Source organism: Microtetraspora sp. NBRC 13810 (assembly GCF_030268685.1).
GTDB lineage: Bacteria > Actinomycetota > Actinomycetes > Streptosporangiales > Streptosporangiaceae > BSRQ01.
On sequence record NZ_BSRQ01000014.1, the window covers coordinates 95340 to 114234 of the forward strand.

Here is an 18895-nt window from a genome sequence, read left to right on the forward strand (position 1 = left end):
CCGTACCTGATCTTCCCTACCATCCCAGGTGTCTTACGGCGCCGTGCAGGGGCGGTTCGAGGCGGGCAAGGTGGACAACTCCTTCTCGGCCTACGACGCCGGCGGCGTGCGGTGGCTGGTGATGACCCTGGAGCTGTGGCCGCGTACCGAGGTGGTCAACTGGGCCGGGAACGTCGTCGCCGCCCGCCACTCCAACACCACCGACCCGGTGCGCCTGGTGGAGATCGACACCAGGGCCGACTCGCTGCGGACCTGGATCTACGGGCCGTACGACAACCGGTCGTTCACCGAGTACGACCGCTCCTTCGCCGGCCTCGGCCTGGTGCGTTGGCGGTCCCCGCGACGCGGCGGCCGGGAGACCCGGCGCGGGGTCTCCCGGCCGCCGCTTTTCACCCGCCCCGATCGGGCCGAGCCCTTCGCGGACGGGGACGCCGACCTAAAGGAAACGGAATTGGCGGCGCCCGGAGCGCGCAAAACAGCATGACGCATCACTCGTCGTTAAACAATTCCTGACTTGACCCGCGCGATGGTGCACAATCAAGAGGATGGCGCGACGGCGCGCGAGGGTCCCGGACGTATCGTCACGGAGGTCGAGCGTGACAGCAGGCCATGAGCTCGTGCACGACGGGCACGCACGCGAATGGCCTTCGACGCTGGACGTGGACGCCCTGCGGGCCGATGGCTGGCGGCCAATGCCGTTCCGCGAGTTCGTGCTGAAAATTCACAGCCGATGCAATCTGGCGTGTGACTACTGCTACATGTACGAGATGGCCGACCAGAGTTGGCGTACCCAGCCTCTCCGGATGAGCGCCGACGTCATCGAGCGCACCGCGCTGCGCATCGCCGAGCACGCCCGATCGCACCGGCTCGCGTCGGTGGACGTGGTGCTGCACGGAGGGGAGCCCCTGCTCGCGGGCCCTGCTCTGATCGAGCGGGCGGTGACCTCGGTACGCGGGGCCGTGGGGGCCGGTGTCAGGGTGGGCGTCCACGTGCAGACCAACGGAACCGCGCTCGACGTGCGGTTCCTGGAACTGTTCGACGCGTTGGACGTCAGGGTGGGGGTGAGCCTGGACGGCGACCGCGTCGCGCACGACCGCCACCGGCGGCACGCCGGCGGGGCGGGGAGTCATCAGGCGGTCGTCGCGGCGCTCGGAACGCTGTCGAAGGAGTTTCGCCGCATTTACAGCGGCCTGCTGTGCACCATAGACCTCCGCAACGACCCCATCGCCACCTATGAAGCGCTGCTGGCACTCGAACCTCCGAGGATCGATTTTCTCCTCCCGCACGGAAACTGGAATTCTCCGCCGCCCGACCGCGTTCCCGGATCGCCGGAAACGCCTTATGGCGAATGGCTCGCCGAAATCTTCGACAGGTGGTACGCCAGGCCGCGCAGGGAAGTGCAGGTAAGACTTTTCGAGGAGATCATTCATGTGCTGCTCGGCGGCGTTTCCAACAGCGAGATGATCGGTCTCGCCCCGGTCGGCGTGGTCGTCGTGGAAACCGACGGGGCGATCGAGCAGTCCGACATGTTGAAATCGGCGTACCCGGGTGCCGGCCGGACCGGCCTGCACGTGTCACGCGATTCTTTCGACGACGTGCTCACCCGGCCGCCGATCGCGGCCAGGCAGATCGGCGCGCTCGCGCTCGCCGGCGAGTGCCGGTTGTGCGACGTGCGTGAAGCCTGCGGCGGCGGCCTCTACGCGCACCGGTACCGGCGGGGCAGCGGCTTCGCCAACCCGTCGGTCTACTGCGCCGATCTCTACCGGCTGGTGACCCATGTCCGCGACCGGCTGCGACACGACCTCCTCACGCGGTCGCCCCCGGCCGGATGATCATCCGTTCCCCCCGGATCCCCGACGACGTCTTCGCCGCCCTCGCCCGTGGCGCCGGAGGGGCCGGCGCCGCCCGCGTGCTCGGCGCCGTGGAGGACGGCAAGCGCCTGCTCCTGCTGCGTGGCGTCGTCGAACGGGCCGAGGCCGTGCGTCATCCCGCCGCCGGGCAGGCGGCCGGCGCCTACGACCGGCTGGCGGCGATGCAGCGGGAGTCGCCCGCCGCCGTCGATCGGGTACTCCGCCATCCGGCGGTGCGGGCATGGGCCAGACGCACGGTGATCGACCTGGCGAAGGACGCCCGGCTCGCCCGGCCCGGCCACCTCGCGGCGCTGGCCGCCGCGGCCGCCGTCCACGCGGGCGCCCGGCACTCGATCGAGGTCACCGCGTACGGCCCGACGCTCATGCTCCCGTCCCTGGGCGAGGTCGAACTCGGTGCGGAGGGGCTCGGGAACACCACCGTGGTGGTGAGTTCCGGCCCTCGCGGAGCCGTGGTCACCAGTGATCGTGGCCAGGTGGTGGTGCCGGGCGACCCGTACCGGGACGCCGAACGCTGGAGAGGGCTCCGGACCCTCGCGGTACGGGCGGGGGAAGCGGCCCTGACCCTGGTCGTCGACGACGTGGATCCCTACCGGATGACCGACATGTCAAGCGTCGCCGACCGGCTTTCCGCGCGCGAGTTCCACACCTGGTGGACGTACCTCGACGCGGCCTGGCGGATCCTCACCCGGTGCCACTGGACGACCGCCACCGAGATTCGCGCGGTGCTGAACGTGCTGACCCCGCTCAAGCCGCCGCCGCGAGGCCAGACCAGCGCGACCGATCCCCATCTGTTCGGCGCCGCCGCGCTGTCCCGCCCTTCCGACGGGCTGGCGTTCGCCCTGACGCTGGCGCACGAGGTGCAGCACGCGAAGCTGGTGGCCCTGCTCGCCGCCGTCCCGTTGACCGAGCCCGACGACGGCAGGCGGTACTACGCGCCCTGGCGGGACGATCCGCGTCCGCTGGGCGGGCTGCTCCACGGGGCGTACGCCCATGCGGGGGTCAGCGGTTTCTGGCGCCGTCAGCGCTGGCGGGAACAGGGCGCGGCGGCGGAGCGCGCGCACGCCGAGTTCGCCCGGTGGCGAGCCGCCGCGCTCGCGACCGTGCGGATGATGGAGGCCACCGGCGGGCTCACCCCTTCCGGCGTACGTTTCGTGCGCACGCTCGGAGGCACGCTGCATGCCTGGAACCGCGAGTGGGTGCCGGAGAGGGCGGCACTTCTCGCGCGCCGGGCAGCCGAACGGCACCTGGCCGACTGGCAGGCCCGGAACGGCGCACCCGAACAGCTCCTCCGCTGAGAGCACCGCGGCACCGGCCGCCGGGGTGACTAGATGGGCGGCGGGTCGAAGTCGAAGTCGAGATGCCGGATCTCCTTGGCGATGAGCGTGTCAGGGTGATCCGGCCCGAGCAGGCGATCGTAGGCCGCGAACGTCGGCCCGGCGAGGCACTCGGCCTCTTCGACCCGGTCCTGCCTGCGGAGAATGGACACCAGGTTGGCCGCGCACCCGAGCGCCAGCGGATGCTCCTCACCGAGCAGGGTGCGCACCCGGGCCAGCGTGTCCTCGGACAGGAGGCGGGCCTGCTCCAGGTCGCCGAGCGCGGTCAGATCGCTCGCCAGGTTACTCGCGACCGTGAGCGAGTAGTGATGATCACGGGTCAGCTTGGCGTCGAGCCCGGCCAGGCTCTCCGCGTTGAGCCGGCGTGCCTCCACGGCGTCGCCGCGCACTCGCTGCAACAGCGCGAGATTCCCGACGCATCCGTAGTTGTAGGGGTGATCATCGCCGTACACGGTGGGATAGCGGACCACCGTGTCGCGGGCCAGCTTGTGTGCCTCGTCGATCTCGCCCAGGGTCCTGAACACGTTGGTGAGGTTCATCGCGGCGGCCAGGGTGTCCGGCTGGTTGTCGCCGAACAGGCGCTTGCATCGCTCGAAGGTGTCCGACGCGATCGTCAGGGCCTCGTCGTGCTGACCGTTGCGGCGCAGCGCGATCGAGTAGTCGATGGCGGTCCTGAGCGTCCAGACGTGCTCCCGTCCGAGCTCGCCGACGCTGTAGTCGTAGGCGTCCTTGCCGAGGTCGACGGCATCGGCGTATCTGCCGCACTGCCGGACGGCCCGGGAGAACCCGTTCCACGCGCAGACGAACGACACTGCGTCGACGCCGCGGGTGGCGTTGCTCTGCTCGGTGAAGGTGCGCTCCTGCAGGTCGCGGGCCTCCTGGTAGCGGCTGACGAGGCCGTAGTCCAGGGCGAGGTTGTTCATCGCGAACAGGGTCGGCGGGCTGGTTTCACCGTAGACGCTCACGTGGCGGCTCAGGGTGTCCTCGTCGTGCCGCAGCGCGTCCGCGAACTTGCCGCGTGCGCGGAGGTCGGCGCCGAAACCGTTGGCGATGGCCAGGGTGTGCGGTTCTTCGGGGCCGAGGTGCTGCCGCGCCTTGTTCAGCGCGATGCCGTCCACCTCGTACGCCGCGGAGAACAGCCCCAGGTAGCGCAGGGCGTTGCCCAGATGGCGCTGGGCGAGGATGACGCTGCGGTCGGCGGGGCCCGAGTCGAGGGTCCAGCGGTCGATGAACCGCTCGGCGAAGATGCGGGACGCTCTGCCGTCGCCCGCCCGGTAGAGGTACCGGACCATCTTGTTGCAGAAGGTGCGGACCAGCGGATCGGGGCAGGACTCGATCTCGGCGGGAGCCAGGTGCGCGACCAGCTCGCGGTAGCGGGGCCAGGTGGCCTCGTTGTCGGGCTGCTCGGGCGCGGCGCACATGAGCAGCAGGTGGACGGCGTGCCGGAAGCGCTCCTGCTCCTCGGCGGTGAGCTCGCCGCGCACCAGGGCCTGGATGAGGCGGTGAACCTGGAAGGTGCGGGTGTCCGGATCGATCTTGGCGAGGGCGAGACTGCCGATGAGACGCAGGGCGCGGGACCGGACGAGCGTGTTCGTCAGGACGTCGCCGAGCTTGGGGCCGCCTTCGCGGGTGCCCCAGCGGAAGACGTCGACCGGGACGGGCTCGGGGCCGAAGAACGCACAGCAGCGGAGCAGGTCGACCGCTTCGGGGAGCTGCTGCTCCAGCTGGGCCACCGACAGCCGCCAGACGGCGGTCATGGAGCGCGGGTATTCTCTCGGCCGGTGCTCCTCAAGGACCTCCGGCATCTGCTCTTCCAGCAGCGTGAGGTATTCCTCCACGGACATGCCGGTGGTCGCCTGCATGGCGCCGGCCTGCTCCAACGCCAGCGGGAGGTCTCCGAGCTCGCGCGCCAGCCGGGCGGCGTCGGTGGTGCTGATCGACCGGGACACCCGCTTGTGCAGGAACTCCACGCTCTCCCGGCGGTCGAACACGTCGACCGAAACGGTGGGGACGGCTTCCTTCCACTCCTGGTTGCGCGATGTGATCAGCACGTGCCCCGGGCCGCGGGGGATGAGGCGGTTGACCTCCTCCGGCTGCTCCGCGTTGTCGAACACGAGCAACCAGCGGCTGTAGGGCTCGCCCTTGCGGAGGGCCTCCAGGACGGACGCGGCGGCGTCTTCGACGCCCTGTGCCTTGGCGGGCGGCAGGTCGAGCCTGGGCGCGAGCGCGGCCAGCGCCGAATGGATGAGCTCGGGCCGGTCGGCCGGCATCCACCAGATCAGGTCGTATGCGTCCTGGTAGCGCCACACATACTCGATCGCCACCTGGGTTTTGCCGACCCCGCCCATGCCGTGCAGGGCGTGGGGCAGCACCGCGGTGACGTCGGATATCCCCTTGTGAAGATTTTCGAGGAGGCTGTCGCGCCCCGTGAAGTTCTTATTCCGCTGAGGAATCTTGGGGTCCAGCACCTTGGGGACCTGGCGCCTCTCAGAACCGGCCATGGCCCACCTCCTCTCCGCCGCTGGCAATTCTAATCGCTGGTCTCGTGGCCGCCCGCTAAGGCATATCCAAGACTCCGTGGCGATTTTGTCGCCGGGTGCTCATCGTATGGCACCCGGCCGTGCGGGGCGACAGAAGGGCGACGCTCCTTTAAGCATTACGGACAACCTTAATGATGTCGAGAGCTTGCACGCGAAGCGGTCATATGTCTTTATGTGGATATCAGTGTATTTATCATCCAATTTTGGACATAACCCCCAATGGGGGATAAGGGTGTCCTGATGGTCCCTAGGCAAGGGGGCGATCGAGGGGGATGCTATACAGGGCGTTAGTCTGACGTCCTGCGGTGTGCGCAAGGGGCTGCGACGGGAAGGGCGACGTGCTTGACGGAACACGGCGAATCCAGAAGTATCCGGCCGATCACACTCGGTGTCGATCTACCTGAGTCGACCCCCCTGTCGTTGGATGATCTGCGCGCCATCGCCAAGAGTGATCCATCGGCTTTCGGGCAAGCTCTGCAGCGTGTGCTCGCGGAGGGCGAAAGTGAATCGCGACTCGGCTTCAATTCCGCGCTCTAAGCTCGTGGTCCTGCGGGCACCGAAGCCGGTTCCGTGCGATTCATGCGACCATCCGTCCGTGCCGGAGGGTAAAGGAGCGTATTTTGCCATAAACTCCTTGGCCGTAATTTGCCATCCATTTCCTGAAACGCTCAATGCGCGGCTGCGTGGACGACCTATGCTTCGCGGGAAGCATCTGCCGTGTGCGCGGTGTCGAGCCCTGTAGTGGGTTCATCATCCACGATGGGATCCCTGTCATGACGGTGAACGTGATGGCCAACGCCATGGACCGATATCCATATGTTGGCGTCCGTCCCTATTCGGCCGAGGAGGAAGGCTGCTTCTTCGGGCGTGCCCGTGAGGCGGCCGAGCTCGTGGATCTCTGGCGGGCCGAGCGCCTGGTCGTGCTCCACGGGGGCGCGGGAAGCGGCAAGACCTCCCTGCTCCATGCGGGCCTGCCGCCGTGGACCGGCGGCGGAGCCGTCGACGTTCTCCCGATCGGGCGTTTCGTGAACCGGTCGCCCCTCCCCGTGGCGGCGCTCCCGGAGCACAATCCCTACACCCTCGCGCTGCTCACCCTGTGGTCTCCCGGCGAGCCGGCGAACCGCCTCGCGGGCCTGACGGTGCTGGAGTTCCTGCGACGGCGGCCGGCGCCACGCGATCGTTTCGGACATCCGCTCCTGACGCTGGCCGCGATCGACCAGGCCGAGGAACTCTATGGCGGCCCGCCGGAGCACGCCGGCCATCGGGAGGCGTTCCTCGCCGAACTCGCCGAGGCGTTGAGCGAACTGGACCACCTGCACGTCCTGCTGGCCGTACGGGACGAGTACCTGCCCGAGCTCATGTCCGGGCAGGCGCGCCCGGCGCTGCCCTTCCCGCTGGGACCGCTCACCCGGGACGGGGCGCTGGAGGCCGTGGCCAGGCCGATCGAGGGCACCGGGAGATGGTTCGCCGACCGGGTCGCCGAGAACATCGTCGACGACCTCTCGGCGGGGACAGGCTTCGTCGAGCCGACACTTCTCCAGGTCGTGTGCTCCCGGCTCTGGAACGCCCTCCCGGACGACGTCGAGACGATCACCGCCGACGACCTGGCCAGATATGCGAGCGTGGACCGCTCGCTCGCGGCGTTCTGCGGCAGCGCCGTGGCCGGTGCCGCCGAGGAACACGACGTCTCCGCCCTGCAACTCGCGGCATGGCTGCAACGCAACCTGACCGGCGTCCGGGCCGGAGGCGCGGTGTCGGAAGGGGCGGCGGAGGCCGAGGGCGTGCCGAGCCGCGTGCTGCGCGACCTGGAGGACCGGCACCTGCTCACCGTGGAGGCGGGCGCCTACCGGCTGCTGGCCGCCCCCTTGGCGCGGGCGTTCGAGCGGATCGACGGCAAGGACCTGGACGCCTGGGCGGTCGAGCCCCGTGACCGGCTCGACGCCGCGGGCGCGGCGCTGGCCGACGGGGAACTCGCGCTCGCGGAACGCCGCCTCGAGCTCGCCCTGCGGGTGAGCGACGAGTGGGATCTCCGCTTCCGCGCCGAAGCGGAGTCTCTCGGCGGGGACATCGCCTTCGCCCGGAACGAGCCCGCACGCGCCGAGCAGCACTATCGGGCCGCGGCCTCCCTCTACGAGACCCTGCAGAACACCCGGGCCGTCGCCGTACTGCTGGTGGCGATCGGCCGTTCACTGGTGGCACAGGGACGCGCGGCCGAGGCGATGGACAGCGTGCGTGCCGCGGCCGACCGCCTGCCCGGTGACACGTTCGTGCACACGGAGCTGGCGCACGTGCTGTGGCGGCTCGGCCAGAACCGCACCTCCCTGACCGTCCTGCGTGAGGTGATCGCCACGGATGTCAGCGGCGGCGACGCCCTCCGGGTCCGCGGCGAACTCCTCGCCGAGCTGGGGGAGGCCGAACCCGCGCTGCGCGACCTCGACCGGGTGCGCGGCCACCAGTCGTCCCGGGTGCGCGCCGCGCGTGCGCTGGCCCTGGCCACGCTCGGCCGCCTGCCCGAGGCGAGGGCGGAGGTCGGGATGGCCCTCGCGTCCGTGGGCAGCGACGGCCCCGCGCTGCTGTGGGCCGCGCGGGTGAAGGCCATGGACGGGGACCCGGCGGCCGCGATGGACCTCGCGGAGCGCTCGTTGTCCGCCCACACCCCGTTGTCAGCGTCGCAGCGTGACATGGCCCTTCGGTTTTCCGCCGTCGAGACCGGCCGCGACGACTGACGGCGGGTCGATCGCCGCCTTGCCGGCCGCGGCCGTATAGAACTCCGCGATGCGCTGATCGAGCAGCCCGAAATCGGGAACCGTCGTTATCTCGCCACTGCGCAGTTCACCGGTGTCGTGATCGTAGTCGAGGCGGGTCGAGCGAACCACCTTTCCCGTGAGGTCGCTCCCCTCCGCGCCGAGGTTTCTCGCGGCGGTTCCCACGACACCCGGTCTCAGCAACGCGACCTGGTACGCGTGCGTGAGCACGAGCGCCGCCTGTTCCTGGATCGAATTCAGATGCGCGTTCATATCCACCCAGGGACGCTGCGCGGCGATCTCGACCTGCATGCGCAGGCGGGCGGCGCCGGCCAGCAGCTCGGCGAACGCCTGGTGACACTCCTGTTCGCGCCGCTCCTCCTGCTGGCGCTCGGCCTGCCGTTCCTCTTTGCGGAGATTCGCCCTGTTGGTCAGCGTCACTCCGCCGAACGCGCTGAGCGCCCCGAGGATCACTCCTCCGGTGGAGATCATTGTCGTCAGAATGGAGGCGTCCACCATAATTGGATGGTGCCACCTGAATGGCCTGCGCGAGATGGCGTCCTGACAAATGTGCCGGCTTCGGGAAGCAGCGTCATCGGGCACGGGAATAGGTGAGCGGAACCGGCGTACCGTCGCTGGTCTTGAGCGCCACCGGCCCGGCACGCAGCACGTCGATGATGCGTTCGAACGCCGCCTTCGGATCGCCGTCGCCGAACGCGCAACGTTCGCCGCCGGCCACGCAGAGCCGGAAGAACTCCTCCAGCGTCTGCCTGCCGGCGACATCGCTGCCGATGCGGCTCGACGGCGTGGTGCTCGGCGCGCCCGTGGGGCGCCGCTCGGGGTGGACGACGCTGTCGAAGACGAACCGGCCGGTCCTGCCCGTGAACATGTTCGCGTAGACCATGCCGAGATAGGTGCCGTACGACTGGCCCAGGTAGTTCAGCCGCTCTTCTCCCAGCGCGGCGCGCATCACGTCGAGGTCACGGGCGATCGCGACGCTGTGACGTGGTCCAGCAGCGTGCCGCTCCGCTCGCGGCACAGCCTCGCGTACCTGGTGTCGGCCGCAGCACGGACGCGCCGCTGCGCCGCGGTCACCGGCACGTTCAACACGTCCCGAGCCAGCGCCGCCGCTTCCGCGGCGTTCTCGAAGCACCGGACCGCCGGCACGCTACGGCCCGTGCCGCGCGGGGAGTGCCCTGGAGCATCGGCCCCCGCGCGCGGGGATCGTCCCACGAGCTCCGACGTCCAGCGGGACCACGTGCCGTCGGCCCCGCGCGTGCGGGGATCGTCCCGGCAAATGTCAGCCGCTATACGATCATAAGTACGTGCCCGCGCTCGCCACGGGCCGCTCTGCCGTCGAACAGTCAACGGCGCGATCCGAGCTGGAGACAGGAAGCTGATTCCCAGCTCAGAGCCTGCTTGGCGGCTGGTCGCGATCAGCAGATCCAGCAGGTCCAGGGCATCGTCGACCGACCGGGCGGTCAAATGCACCACGGTGGCCAGCAACGTGGCGAGCTTGCGCTCCTCACCGTGCCGGTCGATCAGCGTGGCCTTGCCGTCCATGCCGTAACGCCACAGCCCGGCCATCCGCCGGGGCGGGATCACCGACACGTCCACCTGCGCCACCCCCAGCGCGGCGATTTCGGCCACCCGCTCCAGAGCCTTGTCCATCTGCGGTCCCGACGCCTTCATCACCGGACGCCGCAACCGCTCCAGCGTGGAGATCCTCCCACCGGCGGGTACATCCAGGAGTTCGGCCAGCGCCCGGCGCTGCCCACCGTTGAGCAGCCCATGCAGGGTGTCCCACAGGCGCATGGTGGCCTTCTCTCGTTCCCGGGCCACCAACCGCGCCACCTGATGCACCCCCGGCATCAACACCGGGCGGGCGCGCAGCTCGACCACCGCCGCGTCGAACAACGCTTTGGGACCCTCGCCCGTGGTGAACGCGCGCGCCGCGATCCACTGCGCCAGGTCCGCTTCACCCTCGGGGAAGGCGACCCACCCGTCCGCCTCCTCGATCTCCCCGGCATGGCTGCGCGCGGTTCCATCACGCTGTCCGTACAGCGTGATACACGAAGCATCGGTGATTCCCAGCTGCTGAGCGAGATAGTCCACCACCTCGACGGGGACCTGGCGGGGGTCGGGCAGAAACCGCCGCAAGAACCGGGCGACACCGAGCTGGACGGCGAAGCCGAGCCGGTTGTGATCTCTGCGCTTGCTCTCGATCGCCTCTCGGTCAGCGTCATCAAGGAAGAAGTACTTCTCCAGCTCCGTGCGTGTGGGCGCCCCCTGAAACGAGGCGAACCCAGCCGCTTGCTCATCCGACAAGAACTCAACCGGCACCGCGAGCCTCCACCAGGTCTATGACAAGACCTCCGAAGGTTCTGGCAACGATCACTGACCGGTCAACCGGGCATCACCAGGACAAACGCTTAGCGCACGATCCGGTTCCGATGTTCCTCAGACCCCGGCGTGCAGGGCGTCCCCTTGATCGGGAAGGCCGGGCCCTGCTCCTCCGGCGAGGGGAGCAGCAGGACACCGGCCCTGCAGAAGAACGGGAGCAGCCAATGACGGCATGGCTCTGGGTCGGTTCACCGGATCTCGGCGTGCCAGGTTCCGTTCATGAGCGAGATACGCCCGTCGGTGTGAATGTGCACGGCCGCGCCACGCACCGGCAGAGTGCCGTCCATGGCCGCGCGGTGGCGTGCGTCGTCCACGAGGTCCCACAGGCGATGGGGGCCGCCCTGATGCACGACTGGAAGCGCGTCCGGGGCGCCGGACGCGCGGGCCCAGGAACCGTCAGGGTGGACGAGGCGCGCGACATGCTCACCGTCACGGCCCACGATGAAGTGCGTCTCGACCCCGGGAATGGTCAGTTCCAGCATGGTGGCCAGGTGACGGGCGCGGCCGATGTCCACGACCGGATACCGGCCTGTGCCGCAGGACTCGCCGTCGAGTTCCCACGTCTCCACCAGCCGCTGCCGGAGCCGCGGCGGATACCCATCGCCTGTTCGTGCGGCCATGAAGGTGACCGGCTCCCATGCCACGCGTCCGACCGCCGTGCCGTCCTCGACCTTGTCCGCGACGATCAGCAGGCTGGTGCGGGACAGGACGGTGACAAGCCGGCCGCCCGGCCGGAGCACGGCCAGCCAGCTCGGCGGGATGGGCCGGACGGCCACCATGGAGACGATCCGGTCGTAGCTGCCCGGGATCGGCCCCGTTGCGTCGCAGGCCAACATCGCCGGATGCAGGTCCTGCTCCTCCAGCCGCCCAGCCGCGACATCGACGAGGTAGGGATCGATGTCCACGCTGGTGACGTGCGCGTCGCCGAGGGAGCGGGCCAAGAGCGCGGCGCTGTATCCCGATCCGGTCGCGACGTCGAGCACGTCGGCCCCATCGTAGATGTCGACGGCCTGGAGCATGTCCACGACCAGGCCCGGGTGAGTGGCCGACGACGTCGGCCGCACATCGTCCAGGGTGTCGCCGGCGGTGGCGTGGTCGGCGTGCCGCGTGCCGACCCGAGTGACCAGGGTCTGGTCGTCGTATGCCGCCGGCAGCCATCCGGCCGGGTTCTGCGGTCCGTCTCGTAGTTCCCAGCCGCCGCGGTCGGCTGTCTCCCACCAGCGGGGGACGAGCAGGTGACGCGGCGTGGCCGCGATCACCGGCCGCCACCGGGAGCCTTGCGGGGCGACGCGGCTGGCCAACTGTCCAGCGTGATCCTGCCATGTCCGCATGGGCTCCCCTTTCCTTGCTGTGTTCCCGAGCGCCGACCCGGGAAAGGGGCTGCGGTTCAGCGCCTGCCTGTCCCGTTGCATTTCGTGCACTTGGCGCAACGCCGCCCGCTGTTTCGGCCGCGTCGTCGTCGATCTGGGTCAGGACCTGGTGATCGCCGCAGTGCAGCAGGAGCGGGCCGGGCACGCCGTGGCAGAAGACCGCCACCGGCCCGCGCCCGTTGAAGCCCCGGGTCCGTATCACGCCATCGCCGGGAAGGACCTCGACCCGTTCGGCCCGGGCGTAGAACGCCGACCTCTCGACATGGAGGGGCTGTGCTGGTCGAAGATGACCCTGAGATAGTCACCGGGCACCAGGGCGTGCGCGTCCATGCGGTGGCGAATGATTCGATCAGGCATCCAAAGGGCTCCGGCTGGTCGGCTGGGCGTTCCGGGAGGAGGGCCTTGGGCCCGCGGTGGGATGCGGGGCAGGTCCGCCCCCGGACGGGATCGCCTGCCCCCTCGGACAGTAGCCGGTGGCGGTCGTGGTCGCCCTGCGGACACAGAAGACGATCAGGGGTGGTGCGGGCGAGCCGGGACCCCTTTCGCTCGGTTTTACGCCTGACTTCGTTTGATGGGCGCTACCCGGCGACACCGGCCGGGCGACACGCGGGCGAAGGGTAACCAGATGGACGAATCGACACATGAAGGTCCGCCGAGCCGCAGGGCTTTCCTGTCCCACAGCCTGACGGCCGGGGCGGGGCTGGCCGCTCTGGGCAGCGCGGGACCCGGGGTGGCCGAGGCGCGGGCGGTCGTGGCCGATCCGCCGGAGACCCTGCCGATATCGCTGACAGTCAACGGGCGGCGGCGTACCCTGCGTGTCGACCCGCGTACCAGCCTGCTGGACACGCTGCGGAAGGATCTCGGGCTGACCGGTCCCAAGAAGGGATGCGGCCAGGGCGCGTGCGGCGCCTGCACGGTCCTCGTGGACGGCGGGCGCATCCTCTCCTGCCTGACCTTCGCGGTGATGTTCGCCGGCACCGAGGTGACCACGGTCGAGGGGCTCGCGGACGGGGACCGGCTGCACCCGGTCCAGCAGGCGTTCATCGACCACGACGGGTTCCAGTGCGGCTTCTGTACCTCCGGGCAGGTCGTCTCGGCCGTCGGCCTGCTCGGGGAGAATCCCCGGCCGTCCCGCGAGGAGATCAGGGAGCTGATGAGCGGGAACATCTGCCGCTGCGCCGCCTACCCCAACATCGTCGACGCGGTCGAGTCGGCCGCGAAAGGACGGTGACCGTGCTCCCCTTCCACTACACGCGCGCAGGTGACATCGCCGAGGCGCTGCGGATCCTCTCCCGGGACGAGGGTGCCACCCTCATCGCGGGGGGCACCGATCTGGTCACTCTGATGCGAGACGGGATCAGGGCGGCCTCGCATCTGGTAGACGTGAACGGGCTGGGCCTGGACGAGATCCACTGGCTGCCGGAGGGCGGCGTGCGTATCGGCGCGCTGTGCCGCAACGCGGTGGACGACGCCCGGCTGCGCCGGGAGTACCCGGTGCTGGCCGAGGCTCTGCGCTCCGGGGCGTCGCCGCAGATCCGCAACCGGGCCAGTGTCGGCGGCAACCTGCTGCAGCAGACGCGTTGCACGTACTTCCGGCTGCCCGAGTTCGCCTGCAACCGGCGGACCCCGGGGGCGGGCTGCTCGGCCATCGAGGGCGACAGCCACCTCCAGGCGATCTTCGGGGCGAGCCCGCAGTGCACCGCCGTGCACCCGTCGGACTTCTCCGTCGCGTTGCAGGCGCTGGACGCGGTCGTGCTGACCGAGGGGACGAGGGGGCGGCGCAGGATCCCCGTCGACGACTTCTTCCGGCTGCCGGGAACCACCCCGCACCTGACGACCGAGCTGCGCCGCGACGAGCTGGTGGTGGGGGTGGAGCTGCCCGGTGGTCCCCTCGCGGCCCGTTCGCATTACGTGAAGTTCCGCGAGCGCGCCTCCTACGCCTTCGCCCTGGTCTCGGCCGCTGTGGCGGTGGAGGTGCGCGGCGGGACGGTGCGTTCGGCCAGGGTCGCGCTCGGCGGTGTGGCGGCCAAGCCCTGGCGTTCGCCGGCCGCCGAGGAGGCCCTGATCGGCCGCCCTCTCGACGAAGAGGCCGCCGCCGCCGCGGGTGACGCCGCGGCGCGCGGCGCACGGCCGCAGCGGCACAACGGGTACAAGGTCGAGCTGGTCAGGCGCGTCGTGCGCCAGGCCCTGAGCGAGCTGGGGTGACCGTGGCGATCGGAGAGCCGGTCCGCAGGGTGGAGGCCAGGGACAAGGTCACGGGGGGTGCCCGCTACACCGAGGACGTACGGGCCGCCGACACCGCGTACGCGGCGCTGGTGGGCAGCGCGATCTCGGCGGGGAGGGTGCGGAGTATCGACGCCCGGCAGGCCGAGCGGGCTCCGGGCGTGCTGACGGTGATCACGCACACCAACCGGCCGGACTTCGCTGCGCAACCGCCCACCCCGTACACCGCCGAGGGGCGGATGCCGCTGGCGGATGACCGGATCCATTACGCCGGGCAGTACATCGCCGTGGTGGTGGCGGAGACCCAGGAGCAGGCTGACCACGCCGCCACCCTGGTCCAGGCCGACTACCAGCGGACGAGCCCGGTGCCGACCCTGGACGCGGCTCTGCCCGCCGCCTACATCCCGCGCCAGAACGGGCTGGTGCGGTTCCCCTCGGAGTATCGGCGGGGGCACGCCGAGACCGCGCTGGCCGCCTCTCCCGTACGGCTGGAGCAGGAATACCGCACGGCCACGCTCAGCCACGCCCCGATGGAACCCTCCTCGACGCTGGCTTACTGGGAGGGCGACCGGCTGACGATCTACGACTCCTCCCAGGCCGTGCACACGCACCGGGCCCTGGTCGCCACCGCCTTCGGCCTGCCCGAGGACCGGGTACGCATGATCTCCTCCTTCGTCGGGGGCGGGTTCGGCAACAAGTCCTTCGCCTGGCCGCACGTCTTCATCGCGCCGATGGCCGCCAGGGTGGTGCGCCGTCCGGTACGGGTGACGATCAGCCGCAAGCAGGTGTTCACCGGCACCGGCCACATGGCCGCAACCGTGCAGGCCGTACGGCTCGGCGCGGACCGGGAGGGACGCCTGCGCGCACTGATCCACGACAGCACGAACCAGACGTCGTTCATCGACGACCGGCAGGAGGGCGCCGCGGGCACCACGCCGTACATGTACGCCATTCCCGATGTGTACGCCAGGATGCGCGTGGCCAAGGTGAGCACCGGCACGGGCGGGGCGATGCGCACCCCCGGGGACAGCGCGGGCGCGTTCGCGCTGGAGTCGGCGCTGGACGAGCTGGCCTACAAGATCGGCATGGACCCGGTGGAGTTGCGCCGCCGCAACCACGCCGACACCGACCCGGTCTCAGGGCGTCCGTGGAGCGGTAAACGGCTGCTGGCCTGTTACGAGCAGGCGGCGGAACGGTTCGGCTGGGACCGGCGGAAAGCCGAGCCCGGCTCCATGCGGGACGGCGACGACCTCGTCGGCTACGGCATGGCGGGCGGGCAGCGGATGGAGCACCAGAGCCGCGCGCGGGCCACGGTGCACCTCTCCGACGAGGGAACCGCGGTGATCCGCAGCAGCACGGTGGAGATCGGCGGAGGCGGGTTGACCACGCTCAGCCAGGTCGCCGCGGAAGGGCTGGGGCTCCCGGTCGGGGCGGTGACCTTCGAGCACGGCGACACCGACCTGCCCGCCTCGTCGCCCACGTTCGGCTCGCTGACCTCTGGCAGTGCCGGTTCGGCGGTCAGGCTCGCGGCGCAGGACGCGCTTCGCGCCGCGATCGAGCTGGCGGTGGGCGACCGGCGGTCGCCCCTGCACGGCGCGGACCCCGACGACGTAGTCGCCCACGAGAGCGGCCTGCGCCTGCGGGATCGGCCGGACAGGGCGGAGTCCTACCGCGAGCTGCTGCGCCGCAACCGGGTGAACAGCCTGCGCGGCGACGGCGACTTCCAGCCGGCCGGGGAGACGGCCGGGTACGCCATGGCGACCTTCGGCGCGCATTTCACCGAGGTGCGGATCAACCGCCACCTGCCCAGGGTCCGGGTGGTACGCCATGTCGCCGCGTTCTCCATCGGCCGCGTGCTCAATGCCAGAACGGCGCGCAACCAGGCGCAGGGTGGCATCATCATGCGGCTGGGCGCGGCCCTGATGGAGAGTCAGCGCCCGGACCCGGTCTCGGGCCGCTTCATCTCCCCCGCGCTGACCGACTACCACGTACCTGTCAACGCCGACATCGGGGAGGTCGACGTCCTCTTCGTCGGGGAACCGGATACCAACGCCAATCCGCTCGGGGCCAGAGGGCTCGGCGAGATCTCCGCGGTGGGGATCTGCGCGTCGGTCGCCAACGCCGTCTACCACGCCACGGGCAGGCGGGTCAGAAGCCTGCCGATCACCCCCGACAAGCTCCTGTGACGATCCGCCGGTCAGCTCGTCCTCCGTTGTGGCCGATGCCGCCTTGGCCGGCGAACGCGAGGGCGTGGACTATCTCGCCGATTCTCAGACCGGGCGGGTAGGCCCACGGCCTGACGTCATGGTCGAAGGAGTTCGCGGCCCAGCTGCGGGAGGCGATCGAACGGCACGTGGCCGGCCGTAGGATGACGCCGCCGCCGGCGGCGCTGAGCTGGGAGAGTTGTCGGGCCGGTCGAACGGCAGCGTGGGGGGCGTACTCGTCATGGCGCGGGTGCCTCTCCGTGGGGGCCGGATGTCTTCCGGGGTTCGGCGGGTTCGGGCGTTCTCCGGGATCGACCGGGCGGCTCTCCGTGGGCCATGAGCCGGACCGCCTGCCGTATGACCTCGGCCTGGGCGGGGGACAGGTCGTCGAGGAAGGGGTCGAGCGCCTCGACCTCCCAGTCGACCGGGCTCTGATCGGAGACGGAGATCAGGTGCGTGGTGGTGAACTCGGCGAGGGTCGCGGCCAGCGGCGCGATTCTGGGGTCGTCCCGGCCGGCGTCCGAGAGGTCGTCGAGGAGGCGGTAGAAGTCGTGGCCGCGTGCCGTCAGGTCCGGGTCGGCGGCCAGCTTCGCGAACATCGAGGAGGCGTGGTCCCGTTCGCCCGGCGGCGCGGCGGTGTCCATCAGGATCAGCAGGTCGCGGTCCCAGGCCGCCGCCTTCGACGCCGGGATGTCCACCTCGCGGAGGAAGGCCACCAGGTCGGGCGAGGCGGTGTCGTCCAGGCCGAGCGTCCCCGCCTCGGCCCGGGTGAGCAGCTCGGCGAGCCGGGAACGCCGCAGCCGGATCTCCTGCTCCTGCCTGGCCAGGCCGGCGTCGATCTCCAGCAGGATCTCGGGCAGCTCCCTGCCCTGGTCGTCCACGACGGTGTCGCGCACCTCGTCCAGGCTCAGTCCCAGTGCGACGAGACGGCGGACGCGGGCGAGGGCGATCGCGTCGCGCATGCCGTACTCGCGGTAGCCGTTGGCGCGGCGGGGCGGTTCCGGCAGGACGCCCTGGTGGTGGTAGTGGCGCACCGTCCGGGTCGAGACCCCCAGCAGTGCGGCGAGTTCTCCGATCCGCATGCCCCCAGTTAAGACCTTGCCGTCGCGTCAACGTCAAACGGGCGCATCATGAACGGCCCTCCTGCAAGAACGCTGTAACGCCCCCGGCCGGGTCTTACAGGGCGGCCCCGTCGCGGGCCGGGGGAGGCACGGCGGCGACGCGTGACCCCGGACGCCGTTACAGCGCCGCTACAGGCGACTTGGAGCGGCGTCGATCACGCTCCTGGTGTCCGCAACACACGGCGTACACCGCCTCCCCCTGGAGAGACTCCGATGAACCGCAGACTTCTCGCCCGCGCCGCCCTGGCGACGCTGACCACCACGTTCGCGGCCGGCCTGATCGCCGCCCCCGCGCACGCCGCGGGCCCCGGCCCCACCCCCGCCCCGCAGGCCAGCGACGTGAACGCGGCCAGGGCCCTCGCCGCGTGCGACCCGCAGGGCACCACCTCGTCCGACGCGTCGGTGGCCACCCGGCTCAACGCCACCCTCGGGGCCAAGATGCGCGGCTACATGTCCGCCTACCGCGTCTCCTGCGCCCGCATGGTGATCAAGGCGGTGTACGACCGGGGCCTGGACTCGCGTGCGGCGGTCATCGCGATCGCGACGACGATCGTCGAGACCAGCATCGACAACATCAGCGAGGAACTCGACCACGACAGCCTGGGCCTGTTCCAGCAGCGCGCCAGCTGGGGAACGCGGGCCCAGCGGCTCGACCCCACCTGGTCGGCCAACGCGTTCCTGAACAAGATGATCTCGAAGTACCCGAACAACACCTGGAGGACGGCGCCGGTCGGCGAGGTGTGCCAGGCGGTCCAGGTGTCCGCCTACCCCGACCGCTACCAGCCGCAGGCCGCCGACGCGCAGCTCATCGTCAACGAGATCTGGCCCCTGGTCTCCACGCCGGTGGACGGCCGGTTGTATCGGGAGCCGGACGGGACGATCGCGGTGATTGTGGGTGGTGCTCCGGTTCGTTTCTCCAGCATGGCGGAGTTGACGGCGTCGGGGTATGGCAGTGCGGCGATTTCGGGGGTTCCGGCGGGGTGGTTGGGTCGGTTGCCGCAGGTTCCGCGTGATGGCAGTTTTCTGCGGAATGCGGGGAACGGTGGGATCTTCGTGGTGGTGGGGGGTGCGAAGTATGGGCTGAG

At 70.4% G+C, this 18895-nt stretch carries 15 protein-coding genes; 9 read left to right on the plus strand and 6 right to left on the minus strand.

The features are described from left to right. The first annotated feature begins 28 nt into the window (after positions 1–28). The 3 genes from QSK26_RS26095 (at position 29) to QSK26_RS26105 (ending at position 3166) form a co-directional block, all read left to right on the plus strand. Positions 29–484 carry a hypothetical protein gene (locus QSK26_RS26095; protein ID WP_285777888.1) on the plus strand — a complete coding sequence of 152 codons (456 nt, stop codon included), beginning with the start codon at positions 29–31 and terminating at the stop codon, positions 482–484. 133 nt (positions 485–617) lie between these two features. Then, positions 618–1832 carry an FxsB family cyclophane-forming radical SAM/SPASM peptide maturase gene (locus QSK26_RS26100; RefSeq protein ID WP_285777889.1) on the plus strand — a complete coding sequence of 405 codons (1215 nt, stop codon included), beginning with the start codon at positions 618–620 and terminating at the stop codon, positions 1830–1832. Next, positions 1829–3166 carry an HEXXH motif domain-containing protein gene (locus QSK26_RS26105; protein WP_285777890.1) on the plus strand — a complete coding sequence of 446 codons (1338 nt, stop codon included), beginning with the start codon at positions 1829–1831 and terminating at the stop codon, positions 3164–3166. The genes QSK26_RS26100 and QSK26_RS26105 overlap by 4 nt, the downstream gene beginning before the upstream one ends. A 29-nt stretch (positions 3167–3195) precedes the next feature. Here the strand turns inward: QSK26_RS26105 and fxsT are convergent, their stop codons facing one another. Next, on the minus strand, positions 3196–5706 hold the full coding sequence (gene fxsT, locus QSK26_RS26110; RefSeq protein ID WP_285777891.1) for an FxSxx-COOH system tetratricopeptide repeat protein: 2511 nt from the start codon (positions 5704–5706) through the stop codon (positions 3196–3198). An 812-nt stretch (positions 5707–6518) separates the two neighbouring features. Between fxsT and QSK26_RS26115 the strand changes: the two genes are divergently transcribed. Continuing rightward, positions 6519–8471, plus strand: coding sequence for a tetratricopeptide repeat protein (locus QSK26_RS26115; protein ID WP_285777892.1), 1953 nt, complete (start codon positions 6519–6521; stop codon positions 8469–8471). On the opposite strand, the gene QSK26_RS26120 is transcribed toward QSK26_RS26115, so the two are convergent. From QSK26_RS26120 to QSK26_RS26135, 4 genes are all read right to left on the minus strand, one after another. Continuing rightward, complete coding sequence (locus tag QSK26_RS26120; protein WP_285777893.1) at positions 8409–9008, minus strand: hypothetical protein; 600 nt, start codon at positions 9006–9008, stop codon at positions 8409–8411. The two genes, QSK26_RS26115 and QSK26_RS26120, sit on opposite strands and share 63 nt — an antisense overlap. Before the next feature lie 73 nt (positions 9009–9081). Then, the gene (locus tag QSK26_RS26125; protein ID WP_285777894.1) at positions 9082–9459 is read right to left on the minus strand and encodes an alpha/beta fold hydrolase; all 378 of its coding nucleotides are present in this window, start codon (positions 9457–9459) and stop codon (positions 9082–9084) included. Then, entirely contained in the window at positions 9459–10832 is a 1374-nt protein-coding gene (locus QSK26_RS26130; protein WP_285777895.1) for a DUF4158 domain-containing protein, read from the minus strand. Before QSK26_RS26130 ends, QSK26_RS26125 begins: the two co-directional genes overlap by 1 nt. 248 nt (positions 10833–11080) lie before the next feature. Beyond that, positions 11081–12193, minus strand: a complete 1113-nt coding sequence (locus QSK26_RS26135) for a methyltransferase domain-containing protein (RefSeq protein WP_285777896.1) — start codon at positions 12191–12193, stop codon at positions 11081–11083. A gap of 28 nt (positions 12194–12221) precedes the next feature. Here QSK26_RS26135 and QSK26_RS26140 point away from each other — a divergent pair, with 28 nt between their 5' ends. From QSK26_RS26140 to QSK26_RS26160, 4 genes are all read left to right on the plus strand, one after another. Next, positions 12222–12563 (plus strand): hypothetical protein, encoded by a 342-nt coding sequence (locus tag QSK26_RS26140; protein ID WP_285777897.1) that lies wholly within the window; start codon positions 12222–12224, stop codon positions 12561–12563. 324 nt (positions 12564–12887) lie between these two features. Then, positions 12888–13493 carry a (2Fe-2S)-binding protein gene (locus tag QSK26_RS26150; protein ID WP_352244390.1) on the plus strand — a complete coding sequence of 202 codons (606 nt, stop codon included), beginning with the start codon at positions 12888–12890 and terminating at the stop codon, positions 13491–13493. Further along, positions 13490–14467 (plus strand): FAD binding domain-containing protein, encoded by a 978-nt coding sequence (locus tag QSK26_RS26155; RefSeq protein ID WP_285777898.1) that lies wholly within the window; start codon positions 13490–13492, stop codon positions 14465–14467. Before QSK26_RS26150 ends, QSK26_RS26155 begins: the two co-directional genes overlap by 4 nt. Next, entirely contained in the window at positions 14464–16671 is a 2208-nt protein-coding gene (locus QSK26_RS26160) for a xanthine dehydrogenase family protein molybdopterin-binding subunit (protein ID WP_285777899.1), read from the plus strand. The genes QSK26_RS26155 and QSK26_RS26160 overlap by 4 nt, the downstream gene beginning before the upstream one ends. A gap of 257 nt (positions 16672–16928) precedes the next feature. Here the strand turns inward: QSK26_RS26160 and QSK26_RS26165 are convergent, their stop codons facing one another. Beyond that, positions 16929–17771: a MerR family transcriptional regulator gene (locus tag QSK26_RS26165; RefSeq protein ID WP_285777900.1), complete on the minus strand. Its 843-nt coding sequence runs from the start codon at positions 17769–17771 to the stop codon at positions 16929–16931. 252 nt (positions 17772–18023) lie between these two features. Here QSK26_RS26165 and QSK26_RS26170 point away from each other — a divergent pair. Then, on the plus strand, positions 18024–18895 hold an 872-nt coding region (locus tag QSK26_RS26170; protein WP_285777901.1), incomplete at its 3' end, for a hypothetical protein.